Genomic DNA, 13502 nt, shown 5'->3' with positions numbered 1-13502 from the left:
TCTTCACAGAATTGAGGGAAACATTCTCAACCTTCCAGGGTGATTTAAGTTCTAGCAATGTTGAATAGAGCTGGCATTCGTCCATTAAATAATATATCAAAGCATTAGATAAAATTACCCACATGAAAGTGGGAAGAACCATCTTATATTATTAGGATTGTACGAAAAACTAATAATCTATGTATTTGATTTCTTGACATAATTAATAGTATGGAATACAGAATAGACATACATAATATAGAGCACAAATGAAACAATTATGATCGAGACTTTGAACATTATAAAGTTGGTGGCAATTAGCAATAAATAATCACTGAATATTGAAATTCCCACAGGAAAAACAAAGGCCCATACTGTAATATCGTGATTACTCTTTATGGTTTTTATGGCCAACCAAAGCGCTGTAATCATGACAAAAACCTCAAAGCCCCAGAACATTACGGATAGATCAATACTTAATTTGTTAGGAAAATAAAGTATGCGGAGGTTGTTAAATGATGGAAATAGCAGTAAATTGAGTATTATGATGCTTGCTGCCCCAAGTGGTATCATAGTTGTTCCTGCTTTCTTTATTCCCGTTTGATTTAAAACGCCAGAATAGAGCGAAAAACTTGAGAGGAGGAAAAACTGGATTACTGATATGCCAAAGCCCATAATACTTAAAATATATACTGTAAAACCTATTTGAACTTCGCCGAATAAAAAATCATATGGAATTAGAACTGAGGTAATAACAATGCCAGCACCTAATACTATGGAAGGAATTATCAGTAGATAATTTAATTCTGTGATTTTGAATTCCCCGTTATATATAAGAAGGGCATTTTTGAGATTTATGAAAAAGATAAATAACCAAACCACAATAAAAACAAACGAAATAAATTCTGCGCTTAGATGGTTTAGACCAAAGTAAGTTATATAGAAAAAACCGGCTGCGTAGAATGTTATGCCTCCGAATGCCATCAAACTTAACCTTGGAGGATTCTTAAGGTCTTTACTCAGAGAATTCTTTTTCATCAAATAACTGAATAGAATAGTGATGAGTGAGACTATATATGCAACTGTAACAGCGATGAAGATAGCTTCACTTGCAAGGTTAATTATGGAATTTTTAAAAACCTGGCCTATGACGAAAAGTGAAACTGCAATACTCATGTTTCCGATAACTATAGGAAGCAGTTCCAATGGTTCGAAGTTCCTTATACGCATCTATGGAGCATTTCAGTTTTCTATAAATTCTTTCTATATGGTAAATTCAAGCATATAGTAAGAAATCAATTTGGAATTATGACCTGCGAATCTAAATCCTTAAATTCTTATTTTTAGATTGTTAAATTAACAATTAGGCTTTTAAATGATGCTATGATTATATCTAAGTATTCATGGAGAGGATTGATGCCTCATTCTTTAATAGAATCAAAACAGCTGAAGTCGATATAGATAGAATTAGTATTGACATAGATCTATCTCAATTTCGAGATAATAAGTTAAGAGAAAGTATCTTTATGTATTGGCTTGAGGACGAATCAGTCAAATTTGACGGAAAAACCTTAGATAATGCTATGGTAAATGGAATCCTGCTGGTAAGAAAAAATCTTTACAGAGGTGGAATTTTCAACAACTATGGAAAGATAAAGCTTTTCTTCAAAAGGCAAAGATTCATGAATTCTTTTGGAATTCTAATTTTTTACCAGGGGAAAACAAAATCTGATGGGTTCTTCTTCACATACGTTGATGAAACAGAAAAGAGATTCGTTAGGAAGGAAAAAATAAATTTGCTTAATAATGTGATTCAAAATCTTGGAATTCCACTCACTGTAAGATCACTTTCAATTTTCTATGAATCGAGCAATATTAATTTTTGGGATGAACTCAAAATTGAGGAGACCGGAAATGAAAAAAATATTCTTGAAAAGAGGTATTTTGAGATTCTTGAGATGGATGTGACTGATGATTTTGAGATCATTAGGAAAAAATACAGGGATCTGGTTAAGAGATACCACCCTGATCTTGGTTCAGAAGATGAACGTAAGTCAAGAGAGTTAAAAATGCAAGAAATTAATGAAGCTTATGAGTATTTTGAAGGGAAATTTGAGAAGTATTAATTGTTAACTTTGCATTACTTTGTTAAGAATACAAATTAGATTTATGATTTTTCTTCGATTCATATAACTGTAACATGTAATTAGCATCATTCTCGAAGAGACCGGGAAAATTAATTGTTTCATGCAAGGAGATATTTTTTGTTTTTATTTTTCTATGTAATAGTCTTCTCTGATCCAATAGGAATCATATGATCAGAATAAGGTCATAATAATAAGTAATGAAGGTATGTATTTGAGAGGTTAACAAAATGGAAAAAGGAGTGGAGATATCATTCCAACTGAATGATAAGGAAAATGATACCAGATTAGTTGAAGCATTGGGAAATTTGACAGGAAATTATTTTTACTCTAAGTTCAACTTGCAGTGGCGTATATTTAGGGTGACCTTGGAAGAGAAGATCTTTTACAAAGTACTTTTCACAGGTAAAAAAATTAACAGATTGCACCCAAAAAATGAAGAAGAAATAAGGGAAGAATTTGATAAATTATCACATATGGATTATAATTCACTCATGAATATGTATGAAGAGGAATCAAAGAAAGAAGAGTTCATCACTATTAGGATCCAAAACCTGAAAGAGGAGTATGACCTTTGGCAGGATAAGCTCTGGAACTATATTTAACATTCAACAAATTTTAAGAGGGATGAAAGTTTTGGGTCAACGTTGATCACATACGGGAATTTATTCATACTCAGACATGGAGAGACCACAGCCAACTCTAAGGGTTACTGGTATAATCACGAAGACGCGGATATAAATGAAACTGGCATTGAGCAGGCAGTGAAAATTTCAGAGAAGATAAAAGTGTTAAATCCTGAAGTTATTATTTCCAGTCCTCTGAAGAGATGTGTTCACACTGCAGAAATTGTACTTGACAGAACAAATCCAAAACAATTCACACTAAATACCCATTTGGTTGAAAGAAATCTAAAATCTCTGGAAGGTCTTGACACAGAGGGCATAAAGAAAAAATTTGGAATTGAGATGGACTTTCCAACTTCAGGTAAAATTGATCATCTGCCTGATGTAGAACCGTCCAATTTATTCTATGAGAGGGTCAAAAGGGCTTTTGATGAAATAATCGAAGAAAATAAAGGAAAAAGAACCCTGGTGGTAACGCATGGTGGTGTGATGTGGGCCTTTGCAGACATTTACCTTGGAATGAAAACAATAAAAACTAAGACTTTTAAGAACTGCGCATTGCTGGGTTTATCCATGAACGGAGAAAAGTTTGTTCCAACGATCTCCATAAACATGAGGGAAGATTGGTATTCCCATATTAATCCCTCATGGAAAGGCTTGCCCCTATAATTATGGGGTCCCATACAGGACCGAATGGTGGTGTGTACCCAAGGTCGTTATAAAATAGTTCTTCGGTTGTCATACCCGCATAAATGGCCGTCTCAAGGGTATTTAGTCTCCATGCTGCCCCATCCTTTCCACATATCTGTGCCCCCAAAAGCTTCATTGTTTCTTCATCGTAGAGAATCTTCAAGTGTATTTTTTCACCGCCAGGGTAATACTCAGCCCTGCTCTTTGCTGTCACATTTATACTCTTCACTTTGAAACCATTTAAGGATGCCTCCTTTTCACTAAGTCCTGTAAATCCAAGCTCGTAATTCATAATCTTCACAAGAGTAGTATTGAGGGCACCCCTAAATGTCATTTCTGATCCGCCTATACATGATCCTGCAACCCTGCCCATCTTATTGGCAACCTGAGCCAGTGGATGCCAGTCCCTCTTTCCTGTAATTCTATTATAACTTGTAGCGCAGTCTCCTACTGCGTAAATGTTTTTTATGTTAGTTCTCATATTTCTATCTGTCTTGATCAGGCCTCTGTCATCAATATCAATTCCAGATTCTTTAAGAAATTCAGTATTTGGTTTAATTCCTATTGCATAAATGACAGAATCAAATTGTAAGTCACCCATATTCAACGAAAGTATGACCTTATCTCCTTTCTTTTGAATCATCTTTACCTGTTCATTAAGAATAACGTGAACTCTTTTCTCAAATTCCTTAATCATATCAGCGGTAATCTCCTCGTCCATCTTTGTGAAAAGCCGGGTGTGTTTAGAAATAATTGTTACCTCCTTCCCAGAGTTTATCATTTCAGATGCAATTTCCATTCCCAGGACGCCATCTCCAACAACGCATACATTGTTACCTTTCATCTGTTCCTTTGCCTTTATGGCACTTTCAAGTGTTCTGAGAGTGAATACCTGTTCAATATTTCCAAATTGATGTCCAATGGCTGATGCACCGGTGGCAATGACGAGATAATCAAAATCCAGTTTTGTGCCATCACCCAATAATAGGGCATTTTCCCAAGGTAAAACGGAATTTACAGACGTATTCTGCATAATTTTTATTCCTCTTTTTTGTGTAAACTCCTCTATTGGGTAATGGAGCAGTTTTTTATAATCCTCAAAGTAACCTCCTAGATAGTAAGGTATACCACACTCTGCATAAGATACAAAATTTTCCTTCTCTACAACAATTACCTCAAGGTCCTTCTTCAATCTTTTGGCCTTAGAAGCTGCTGCCATACCAGAAGCTCCACCACCAATGACTATAAGCCTCATGAGTAGTATTATGGTTTCTTCACTTAAAAACAATGACTTTAAACCACACCAACTTAAATATGAATCTTCAAATCCTGTTATTAAATCCATATATCATTTTAGTGCGGAAAAATTAATATTTCATCCATTGGAAAAGAAGGACTCCATCAATAAAAAAAATTTTTATAAATTAATTAATAATTTTGTTGAATAAACAGATGTGAAGAGCTCCGTCATAATCCCGGTCCATTATAGAAAGGATTTCGTCACCAGAGCTGTAAAATCTGTTAGAGAAGGATCAGATTCTACTGAAATACTTGTCGTTAAAAACTATTCTGATGAGAATATAGACAGGATAATCGAATCCATGAATGCAGTAAATATTCTGGAACATGCCGATCCCTTAGGAACAAAGATCGCAAGGGGGCTCTCAGAAGCATCCGGAGATGTTATTTTCATACTTGAAGATGATGACTACTTTGAAAAGGATAAGATTAATCATGTGATGAAATTGTTTGAGAAGAAGGGTCTTGACTATTACCATAACGATATGATAAAGGTAAACGCTAAGGGAGAGACCATAGGAAAAGGACTTAAAGGAAAGAGTTCAAAAAATAGTCTATTTATTGATAAGATCGATTCTCAAACATTAGATCAAATGCATCGGTATAAAATGTACTATAATACAAGTTCAATGGCATTTAGGAAGGACATACTAATGGATTACACCGACCAGATGAAGCGAGTGGGTCTGGTGATGGACACATTCCTCTTTCAGATTTCTCTCCTGAATGGGAAGTATTTTTATCAGGATAATCAGACTCTTACAAATTATACCGTTCATGAGAGTGCTTCGAATATTAGTGGAGTAAATTTTGAGGATTTCATTTCAAGAGGTTTAAAATTTTTTAATCAGGCTTACCAGGATTCCTTGATATCTGCTTCTCTATTGAAGGATTCTAATCTGTCTGATTACGCAATTTCATGGTCAAATTTTTTAAAAAATTCAATAAACCTTTTCACCCTAGGCATAGAGAAATTTGAATTTGTCGATTTACCGCAGGGTTATGATTGGGTTCCCTTTGGGGCAACCCTAAATAAACTCATAAAATATGCATTGAAATCTCCTGAGGTCATCAGGAGGGGAATTCTGAAGACGATGTATATAAGTGAATACAAAATTAAGAAAAGGTAATGCCATAATATGGCATTCAGAATGGGTGAAAAAATGGTTATGGATACAAAAATTAAAATTAAGAATAAGGAGTTATTTTTAAGGGAATCAAAGATAGACAATCCCAAGGGAAGCATAATAATGCTGCATGGTTATTCTTTCTCATCCAAGAACTGGTTGGATATAGGTGCTTTTAAAAATTTTAATGACCTGGGCTTTTCTGTTTTCGCCCCGGATTATCCTGGTTTTGGTAATTCTTCTGACATAGAGGAATTCACCATAAAACGAGGGGATATCAGTAATGCAAAATACTTCGTTAAGGAACTCATGGATGCATTGCATTTGACAAAAGCTGTACTTCTAGGTCCTTCAATGGGGGGCGGAATGGCACTACTTAGTGCATCCCTATATCCCGAGAGGTTTGAAAAACTAATACTAGTGGGACCTGCGTGGTTTAATAATATAGATATAGGGAAAATCCAAGTGTCTAAACTGTTCATTTGGGGAGAAAAGGATGATATCTCACCACTCTCTAATGTAAAGGATAAAATTATAAAGGATCACGGAAGCAAATTAGAGGTAGTAAAAGGTGCGGGTCATCCGGTCTATCTGGATAAGCCCTCTAAATTTTTTAAAATCGTGAATAATTTCATCACAGAAAAGTGATCACTTAATTTTTTCAATATCGCTATTTAACACACTCCCTGTTGAGGCGTCTATGGCTATGGAGTATTCATTCTTTTTATGTGAGTATTTTCCAACCCATACCGGAACGTGAATAAGTTCAGGCGTAGATGCGGAAGACTGTGTGTTCAAACTTTCTATGTGATGATATTTCTGCCTTACCATCTCCTCCTGCTCCCTGGCAACATAAGTCTTGCTTAATTCCTTTGCCGTTTCCTCGTCAACGTCACCATTTAATACCTTGATACTGGGCATTATCTTATTCTTGTCATAGGGAACCCTTTGATCCAGTGGCATTTTGTAATTTTTAGGTTGGAGTTTATCGTTCCCCTTTATGGCAACCACAGGGAAGTTGTAATTATTTGCAAGGGTTCCACCTCTCACTGAATTATTGGGTCCCATCATACCTCCACCCATCATCCCGCCTATCATCATACCATCTATCATTCCTCCACCCATACCTCCACGATTCATACCTTCATCCATTGCTCCCATTACAGCAGCATCGAGAGCCAGGTTTCCCAACTCTGAGGCAATACTCAGGTACTTATACGTTGTTGTTGAGGAAACAGGGACTATCCAGTATGGGACATATGTTAGGCTCAAATCCTCCTCCTTGGATTCCTCGAATATATGTTTACCAAACAACCCATGATCCATATGTTTCTTTATGGTTTCTCTCAGAGAGGAAGTGTCCTCAAGTTTCAGCAAAAGCATGGTATGTTTTGAGACATTTTGCCAACCATTTATATTAAGACTAACACTGGTACCACAGTATTCGCATGTTACAACGGTTTCGCCCTCAATTGGTTTAATCGGGGCACCACATCCTGGGCATTTAAGTTCAGTAACCGAGGCAGATGCTATGGTCTGCCTGTCGTTTTTATCCTGAGTTCCTGTCTGAGAATTACTCTGACCGGAAACTGGAGTTCCACATTTCGAACAAAACTTTGCATCATCTGGTAGTTGCGTTCCACATTTTATACAAAACATTCATTCACCTCACAATTTTTCTCCGCACTCTGGGCAGAATTTAGTACCTGCAGGGCTTTCTGCTCCGCATTTAGGGCATTTCACTGTCTGTGGTACAGAAAGTGATTGGCCACATTCAGGACAGAATTTAGAACCAGCCGGTATATTGGCACCACATTTTGGGCATTTTATTGTATTCGTTTGACTGCTCCTCATATCAAATCCGCAGTTCGGGCAGAAGGCAGATGAAGCAGGTATAATTGATCCGCACTTTGGACACGGTTTTGTCTGTTGCTGTGCTCCCTGCATCAGGGGACCAGACATGGCATATCCCACACCAGCACCAGCGCCCATTCCCACGCCCATTCCTGCTCCAAGTCCTGCAAAACCATTGGGATTCTTTGAAGCGTCCACCATGGCCTGACCTGCCTGGTACTGTAAATAATTCACACCAAGCACAGACATTTCGGATCTTGTATCGATGGCTTTTTGCACTTCATCTGGCAGAGTTATGTTTATGCCCTGTAGCTTGTCTATTTCAATACCATACTGCTGGAAATTCTGGGTTGAGAGACCAAGTACTGCCTGCTCAATGGTGGGAAGATTCGCTGGAAGATCAGTAACCTTAATTCCGTTTTCCTTCATCTTTCCTATGGTCGTGTAAATCAAAAGAACTATCTGTTCTCTCAGTCTCGATTCTACATCAGCAGATGTGGCTGCATTGAAAGTCCCCACAAACTGATTAATAAACTGACCGGGGTCAGAAATTTTCCATCTGTATTCTCCAAAAACCCTTAGATTTACAATTCCAAAAGTGGGATCGGAAAACTGATATGGTGATTCACTTCCATATTTTCCATCCATCACTCTTCTCTGAAGATAATAGACTTCGGCCTGTTGCTGCACACCAGTGAAGAACTTCAGCAATTCTCCAACAACCGGGGCATTGAAATCTGTAAGAGCATATCTTCCGGGTTTATCAAAGTAAGTTAAGACCTTTCCATCCCGATAGAAGACCGCCGTTTCATCCTCTCTGACCACAATATTATCGTTAAGCCTTATGAGCCTGGGAACTTTCCACATAGAGTTCCCCTCTTTAAATTGGGTCTCCCAAGCAATAGTTATGGATCCTGCCACACTTCCCCCTGAGTAGGGTATATCTTTGGATTTCTTACCAAACATTATTTCACCTTAATATTTTCAACACTTTCAATTCTCATATTCCAGTATTGCCTTGCCTGCTTAATTGCATCATTCATATTATTAAATGCATTCACAATTTGTACTGTGTCTTCATCGCAAAGATTCTCTGCGCTTTCTGTCATTTTGATAAGTTTATCCAGGGAAGAAAGAATTCCATAGTCATATTCGTAGAGATTGTCAAGGGTTCTATCGTCAATCTGAATGGAAAAGGCGATACCTGAATAACCCTGCTCAGCATCCACAATAATATTTTTTAGAGATTCAGCATTTGAAATCAGAGTACCCAATTGGTTAAGAGGTTCAAGCTTGAAGCAATTAACCAGATTCTGCCGCAAATCCTTCAAATTGTTGGTGGACTCGTCAACCATCTTAGCCAGCTGACTCCTGAGTAATTCGTCAGCAGACCTTATATCTTCCTTTTCCCTGTATCCAGAAAATCCCGGAATAAATAATTCAATCTTCTTAAGAAGGGAGCGATCATTCTCAACTTTGTTGCGAATATCATTCCCGCTATTCTCAGTCATTGAGTATATCATGGGAATTTTTTATTTAAAGATTTAGACATCAAATGTGCTTCATTCTTCCATTCATAGGTTATCATGGAACCAGGTTGATGAAAATGTAGAATTGGGATGATAGATAGCCATACTTCCCATCCAAGAGAAGCATTTTAAATCACAAAAACTCATTTTCCATAGAATTTCAGGATTTTTATGGATTTCTCAGACTGGTCTTACAAAAACCTTACTCAACATCATCATTGAAATTAATGACATATTAATTATGAATAATCTTTTCCTATCCTAAGATATGTATTCACGACCTTTAATCTATAGTACTTTTTGAACTGAACAAATTAGTTATGCACTCACATAGAAACTATCTTAAACTCTTAAGGTAATACTCATGTATGAGAATATGGAATGAACTCACCGGCAGTTACACAGTTCTAAAAAACAAGTCCAATACCCTCAAGGTATATGTATGTGGGCCCACGGTTTATGACACACCCCATCTTGGTCATTTAAAAACATATATAATTTACGACTCAATGGTAAAGTATCTGAGATATTCTGGTTTTTCCGTTCTGTATATCCAAAACATTACAGATGTGGACGATAAAATTATCAATAAGGCCATAGAGACAAATGAGGACGCAATAAAATTATCGGAGAAATACACAGAGGAGTATATATCTCTAATGCGTAGGGCCGGTATTGATTCTGTTAGTTTTTATGCAAGGGCCACCAGATCAATAAAGGACATAATTACAATGATAAAAGTGCTTGATAAGAGAGGTTATGTATATCGTCTTCCAGATGGGGTATATTTCAGGGTTTGGATGGACAAAGAATATGGGGTTCTTTCAAAACAGGTGGCTGAAAAGCAAGTCTCTGGTAAGAGAGCTCAGGTATCTGATTTGAAGGAGGACCCAAGAGACTTTGTTTTGTGGAAGTTCAGGAAGTCTGGTGAACCATATTGGAACTCACCATGGGGTGAGGGGAGGCCAGGATGGCATATTGAGGATAGTGCCATCATAAGAAGATATATTGGTGCAGTTCTTGACATCCACGGAGCTGGTGCAGATCTGAAATTCCCACATAATGAATCTGAGCTTGCCTTACTGAGATGCATAAAGGGTAATTCAAACGTATGCAAAACATGGACCTATTCTGGGTTAATTAGAATAAATGGAGAAAAGATGTCAAAATCACTCAACAACGGAATTTCAGCAAGGGAAGTTCTGGAAAGATATTCAAAGGAAGTAGTCAGATATATGTTTCTATCTTCTAACTACTCTTCCGAAATGGATTTTTCGTGGGATTTAATGGAACAATCAGCACAAAATGTCATGTACCTGAATCGTGCACTTGCCAAACTAAACTCCATTAGGATTGGCAATGGCAAACTGAGGGCAAAGGATTTCCTGAAAACGCTTTTAGGTTACCTGGATGATAATTTTAATACAAGAATGGTTCTTGTAACACTAGGCGAGATTGCTTCAGAGATATTCAAGCATGATGAACTTGATGAAGAAGAAGTGATAAACTTAAGGGAGGCATTTAAAATAGCTCAAGAGGTATTAGGAGTGGTTAGGGATAATACAGTAGTTCAAATGAAGTCGGATAGCATTGAAAGTATGTTAGAATTAAGAAGAACATTGAAGGAAAAAAAGATGTATAAGGAATCCGACTGGATAAGGAAAGCTCTTTCTGAATCAGGAATAACCGTGGAGGACAGTGGAAATGATGTCACATGGTTTAAACAATGAAAATGCGGCACTAGTCGTAATAGATCTTGTGGGTGATTTTGTTGATGGTAAATTCGGCAGTGATAGGGCAGTCAAAATAGCCAATGAAACAAGGGAAATTGTGGAGAAATTATATGGAAAAATTGAGATTGTAATGACAAGAGATGCCCATATAGTTAATGACCCCGAGTTCAAAATATGGGGTGAACACTGCCTGGATGGAACAAAGGGTTCAGAACTGTATGGTGATCTTTCAAGATTTGCTTCAAGGATTATACCGAAAAGACACTACGACGCTTTTTTTGATTCTGATCTGGACGGTTATTTGCGAGCGAGAGGGATAGGAAGGTTGTATATAAGCGGCATAAGTACAGATATATGTGTCCAACATACTGTTGCAGGTGCATTCTTCAGGGGATATAGTATCAGCCTGATTGAAGACCTCTGTACAAGCATAGAACAAAAAAATCATAGGGATGCAGTTGAAAGGATGAAGACAATTTACGGCGTAAAGGTAATCTCACTAAGGGAATTCGAGGATATCTATGTGGAAAGGTAAATTTTACATTGCGACAGAAGAAGAAATACTTGAAGGAAAGGCAAGTGACGTTTATTTCAGCAGGAATGAGGACCTGGTTAAGGCTAAATCATCAGATGATAATGTGGTGGTTGAAGTTACTCTGTCATCAAATGACGAATGGGTAACTTTCACTGGATTACAGGAAGTTTTAAATCTACTTGAAGGCAAGCCCATAAATCTGTGGGCAATACCTGAAGGCACGATCATATCACCAAGGGATAGCAACGGAAGGCCAATACCCTTTTTGGTGATCGAGGGAAAATATTCAGATATTATGGTTTATGAAACCGCAATTCTTGGTATGCTATGTCAATCAACAGGTATTAGTACAGAATCTACCAGGGTATTTATGGAATGTTATCCAAAAGAGTTCTTTTCTTTTGGTATAAGGAGAATGCATCCGGCCATTTCTCCCATGATAGACAGAGCAGCCTACATAGGAGGGGCAGCAGGGGTATCTGGTATTCTAGGGGCGGAGGCAATAGGCCTCAAACCTGTTGGTACCATGCCACACTCCATAGCGATTCTTTTGGGAGAGGATGTTGCATGGAAGTATATTAACGATAATTATCCGAAAGGCTCCAGAACACTTTTAATTGATACCTTTGGGGATGAAAAGATTAAAGCAATAGAAGCTGCAGAGAAATTTCCAGAAATTGATTTTTTAAGGTTAGATACTCACTCTTCCAGACGAGGAAACTTCCCAGCTATAGTAAGAGAAGTAAGATGGGAATTGAATTTACGAGGATATACCAATATTAAGATAATGGTTTCTGGAGGAATCAAAAAGGAACAAATTAAGGAATTAAAAGATGCAGGTGCCGATGCCTTTGGGATCGGAACCTCCATAGCTTCGGGCAAGACCCAGGACTTCGCCATGGATATAGTTCAGGTAGGTAATTATCCCATAGCAAAGAAGGGGAAGTTCTCGGGCAAAAAAGACGTATTAATGTGTAAAGAATGCAAAAAAATATTGATCACCCCCTATGGAAGTAAAAAGGAGTGCCATGGGGCGTCAATGGAATCACTACTTACAAAATTTATAGAAAATGGGAATATAAATAAAAGGGATACACCACTTGAATCAAGAAATAGATGTATCTCCCGTGCTATGGAAATGATCAACTATCATTGAATTGTGCATTTAATTATTTTTATATCTATTAATGGTCTGTCATTTCTATCTGTCTTCGCTTTTCCCATTTTCTGCACAACTTCCATGCCTTCAATTACGTGTCCAAATACTGGATGTTTTCCGTCGAGATAGAGATTATCAACGAGATTTATAAAAAATTGGCTTCCTCCAGTATTTGGTCCCGCATTTGCCATTGAAATTGTCCCTTTTTTATTATGATTATTTTTTGAAAATTCATCCTTTATGGTATAACCCGGGCCACCCATTCCTGTTCCAGTTGGGTCTCCACCCTGTACCATGAAATTGTCTATAACCCTGTGAAAGATAGTTCCGTTGTAAAAGCCCTTTTCTGCAAGTTTTATAAAATTACCAGCTGTAATTGGCATCTCTTTATCATCTAGCTGAACCTTGAAGGTCCCCATTGTAGTCTCAAATGTAGCTATTTTCATTTTTATCATCACATTATGTTTGCTTTATTATAAAGGATTTTCATGATTTTAAATGAAAGATGCAGCTTCTTAAATTCAATTTGTTACAAATATATGATAGTATCCCGAATTTTGTGTAAGTACAAATGAAATGACTCCATCAACAATGGATAAATTTCATGAAACATAAAAGGATGCCTCCTAAGAACAACCCAAGGAGGCAATGAATAATGGAAGAGTTTGATAAAAAGATATGGGAAATTGTAAGGAAGACAGTGAAGGAGTTCATGGAATCTCTCATGAAGGGAGAGATACAGGCATTCCTTGAGGATCACGACGGATCGAGGAATGGATATTATGAGAGAGACCTAGGAACAAGATACGGAAAGATAAATGATCTGA

14 protein-coding genes are annotated in these 13502 nt (G+C 37.2%); 8 read left to right on the top strand and 6 right to left on the bottom strand.

The annotated features are described in order from the left end of the window. Positions 1 to 177: 177 nt before the first annotated feature. Positions 178 to 1209 carry an SLAC1 family transporter gene (locus tag ACNF42_RS07695; RefSeq protein ID WP_443340172.1) on the bottom strand — a complete coding sequence of 344 codons (1032 nt, stop codon included), beginning with the start codon at positions 1207 to 1209 and terminating at the stop codon, positions 178 to 180. 173 nt (positions 1210 to 1382) lie between these two features. On the opposite strand from ACNF42_RS07695, the gene ACNF42_RS07690 reads away from it, so the two are divergent. The 3 genes from ACNF42_RS07690 to ACNF42_RS07680 all read left to right on the top strand — a co-directional run bounded on the left by ACNF42_RS07690 (position 1383) and on the right by ACNF42_RS07680 (position 3418). Further along, positions 1383 to 2105 carry a J domain-containing protein gene (locus ACNF42_RS07690; protein ID WP_443340171.1) on the top strand — a complete coding sequence of 241 codons (723 nt, stop codon included), beginning with the start codon at positions 1383 to 1385 and terminating at the stop codon, positions 2103 to 2105. Positions 2106 to 2353: 248 nt separating this feature from the next. Beyond that, the gene (locus ACNF42_RS07685) at positions 2354 to 2728 is read left to right on the top strand and encodes a DUF2004 domain-containing protein (RefSeq protein WP_443340170.1); all 375 of its coding nucleotides are present in this window, start codon (positions 2354 to 2356) and stop codon (positions 2726 to 2728) included. 42 nt (positions 2729 to 2770) lie between these two features. Beyond that, on the top strand, positions 2771 to 3418 hold the full coding sequence (locus tag ACNF42_RS07680) for a histidine phosphatase family protein (protein ID WP_443340169.1): 648 nt from the start codon (positions 2771 to 2773) through the stop codon (positions 3416 to 3418). Here ACNF42_RS07680 and ACNF42_RS07675 read toward each other — a convergent pair. Next, positions 3387 to 4694, bottom strand: coding sequence for an FAD-dependent oxidoreductase (locus ACNF42_RS07675; RefSeq protein ID WP_443340167.1), 1308 nt, complete (start codon positions 4692 to 4694; stop codon positions 3387 to 3389). The two genes, ACNF42_RS07680 and ACNF42_RS07675, sit on opposite strands and share 32 nt — an antisense overlap. A 199-nt stretch (positions 4695 to 4893) precedes the next feature. On the opposite strand from ACNF42_RS07675, the gene ACNF42_RS07670 reads away from it, so the two are divergent. Together ACNF42_RS07670 and ACNF42_RS07665 are read left to right on the top strand one after the other, a co-directional pair. Further along, a complete protein-coding gene (locus ACNF42_RS07670; protein ID WP_443340165.1) occupies positions 4894 to 5868 on the top strand; it encodes a glycosyltransferase family 2 protein in 975 nt (324 codons plus the stop codon). A gap of 9 nt (positions 5869 to 5877) precedes the next feature. Next, positions 5878 to 6513 (top strand): alpha/beta fold hydrolase, encoded by a 636-nt coding sequence (locus ACNF42_RS07665; protein WP_443340164.1) that lies wholly within the window; start codon positions 5878 to 5880, stop codon positions 6511 to 6513. On the opposite strand, the gene ACNF42_RS07660 is transcribed toward ACNF42_RS07665, so the two are convergent. From ACNF42_RS07660 to ACNF42_RS07650, 3 genes are read right to left on the bottom strand one after another with little or no spacing between them, the layout of a single operon-like run. Next, entirely contained in the window at positions 6514 to 7524 is a 1011-nt protein-coding gene (locus ACNF42_RS07660) for a zinc ribbon domain-containing protein (RefSeq protein WP_443340163.1), read from the bottom strand. A gap of 9 nt (positions 7525 to 7533) precedes the next feature. Further along, positions 7534 to 8685 carry an SPFH domain-containing protein gene (locus ACNF42_RS07655; protein WP_443340162.1) on the bottom strand — a complete coding sequence of 384 codons (1152 nt, stop codon included), beginning with the start codon at positions 8683 to 8685 and terminating at the stop codon, positions 7534 to 7536. Then, positions 8685 to 9230: a hypothetical protein gene (locus ACNF42_RS07650; RefSeq protein ID WP_443340161.1), complete on the bottom strand. Its 546-nt coding sequence runs from the start codon at positions 9228 to 9230 to the stop codon at positions 8685 to 8687. The genes ACNF42_RS07655 and ACNF42_RS07650 overlap by 1 nt, the downstream gene beginning before the upstream one ends. A gap of 386 nt (positions 9231 to 9616) precedes the next feature. Between ACNF42_RS07650 and cysS the strand changes: the two genes are divergently transcribed. The 3 genes from cysS to ACNF42_RS07635 are packed head-to-tail and all read left to right on the top strand — an operon-like array spanning position 9617 to position 12672. Continuing rightward, positions 9617 to 10978, top strand: a complete 1362-nt coding sequence (gene cysS, locus ACNF42_RS07645; protein WP_443340160.1) for a cysteine--tRNA ligase — start codon at positions 9617 to 9619, stop codon at positions 10976 to 10978. Next, positions 10953 to 11516: a cysteine hydrolase family protein gene (locus ACNF42_RS07640; RefSeq protein WP_443340159.1), complete on the top strand. Its 564-nt coding sequence runs from the start codon at positions 10953 to 10955 to the stop codon at positions 11514 to 11516. Before cysS ends, ACNF42_RS07640 begins: the two co-directional genes overlap by 26 nt. Next, the gene (locus ACNF42_RS07635; RefSeq protein ID WP_443340158.1) at positions 11503 to 12672 is read left to right on the top strand and encodes a nicotinate phosphoribosyltransferase; all 1170 of its coding nucleotides are present in this window, start codon (positions 11503 to 11505) and stop codon (positions 12670 to 12672) included. Before ACNF42_RS07640 ends, ACNF42_RS07635 begins: the two co-directional genes overlap by 14 nt. Here the strand turns inward: ACNF42_RS07635 and ACNF42_RS07630 are convergent. Further along, on the bottom strand, positions 12666 to 13121 hold the full coding sequence (locus ACNF42_RS07630; protein WP_443340173.1) for a peptidylprolyl isomerase: 456 nt from the start codon (positions 13119 to 13121) through the stop codon (positions 12666 to 12668). The genes ACNF42_RS07635 and ACNF42_RS07630 overlap by 7 nt on opposite strands. Between the last annotated feature and the right edge of the window lie 381 nt (positions 13122 to 13502).

This window comes from Cuniculiplasma thermophilum (genome assembly GCF_052315355.1).
Lineage (GTDB): Archaea > Thermoplasmatota > Thermoplasmata > Thermoplasmatales > Thermoplasmataceae > Cuniculiplasma.
This window is presented reverse-complemented; position numbering and strand designations above follow the sequence as displayed.

Coding starts and splice junctions, on each gene's coding strand:
- ACNF42_RS07630 (WP_443340173.1), bottom strand. CDS start 13,121: ATGAAAATAGCTACATTTGAGACTACAATGGGGACCTTCAAGGTTCAG.
- ACNF42_RS07640 (WP_443340159.1), top strand. CDS start 10,953: ATGATGTCACATGGTTTAAACAATGAAAATGCGGCACTAGTCGTAATA.
- ACNF42_RS07690 (WP_443340171.1), top strand. CDS start 1,383: ATGGAGAGGATTGATGCCTCATTCTTTAATAGAATCAAAACAGCTGAA.
- ACNF42_RS07655 (WP_443340162.1), bottom strand. CDS start 8,685: ATGTTTGGTAAGAAATCCAAAGATATACCCTACTCAGGGGGAAGTGTG.
- ACNF42_RS07650 (WP_443340161.1), bottom strand. CDS start 9,230: ATGACTGAGAATAGCGGGAATGATATTCGCAACAAAGTTGAGAATGAT.
- ACNF42_RS07665 (WP_443340164.1), top strand. CDS start 5,878: ATGGCATTCAGAATGGGTGAAAAAATGGTTATGGATACAAAAATTAAA.
- ACNF42_RS07695 (WP_443340172.1), bottom strand. CDS start 1,209: ATGCGTATAAGGAACTTCGAACCATTGGAACTGCTTCCTATAGTTATC.
- ACNF42_RS07675 (WP_443340167.1), bottom strand. CDS start 4,694: ATGAGGCTTATAGTCATTGGTGGTGGAGCTTCTGGTATGGCAGCAGCT.
- ACNF42_RS07685 (WP_443340170.1), top strand. CDS start 2,354: ATGGAAAAAGGAGTGGAGATATCATTCCAACTGAATGATAAGGAAAAT.
- cysS (WP_443340160.1), top strand. CDS start 9,617: ATGAGAATATGGAATGAACTCACCGGCAGTTACACAGTTCTAAAAAAC.
- ACNF42_RS07635 (WP_443340158.1), top strand. CDS start 11,503: ATGTGGAAAGGTAAATTTTACATTGCGACAGAAGAAGAAATACTTGAA.
- ACNF42_RS07660 (WP_443340163.1), bottom strand. CDS start 7,524: ATGTTTTGTATAAAATGTGGAACGCAACTACCAGATGATGCAAAGTTT.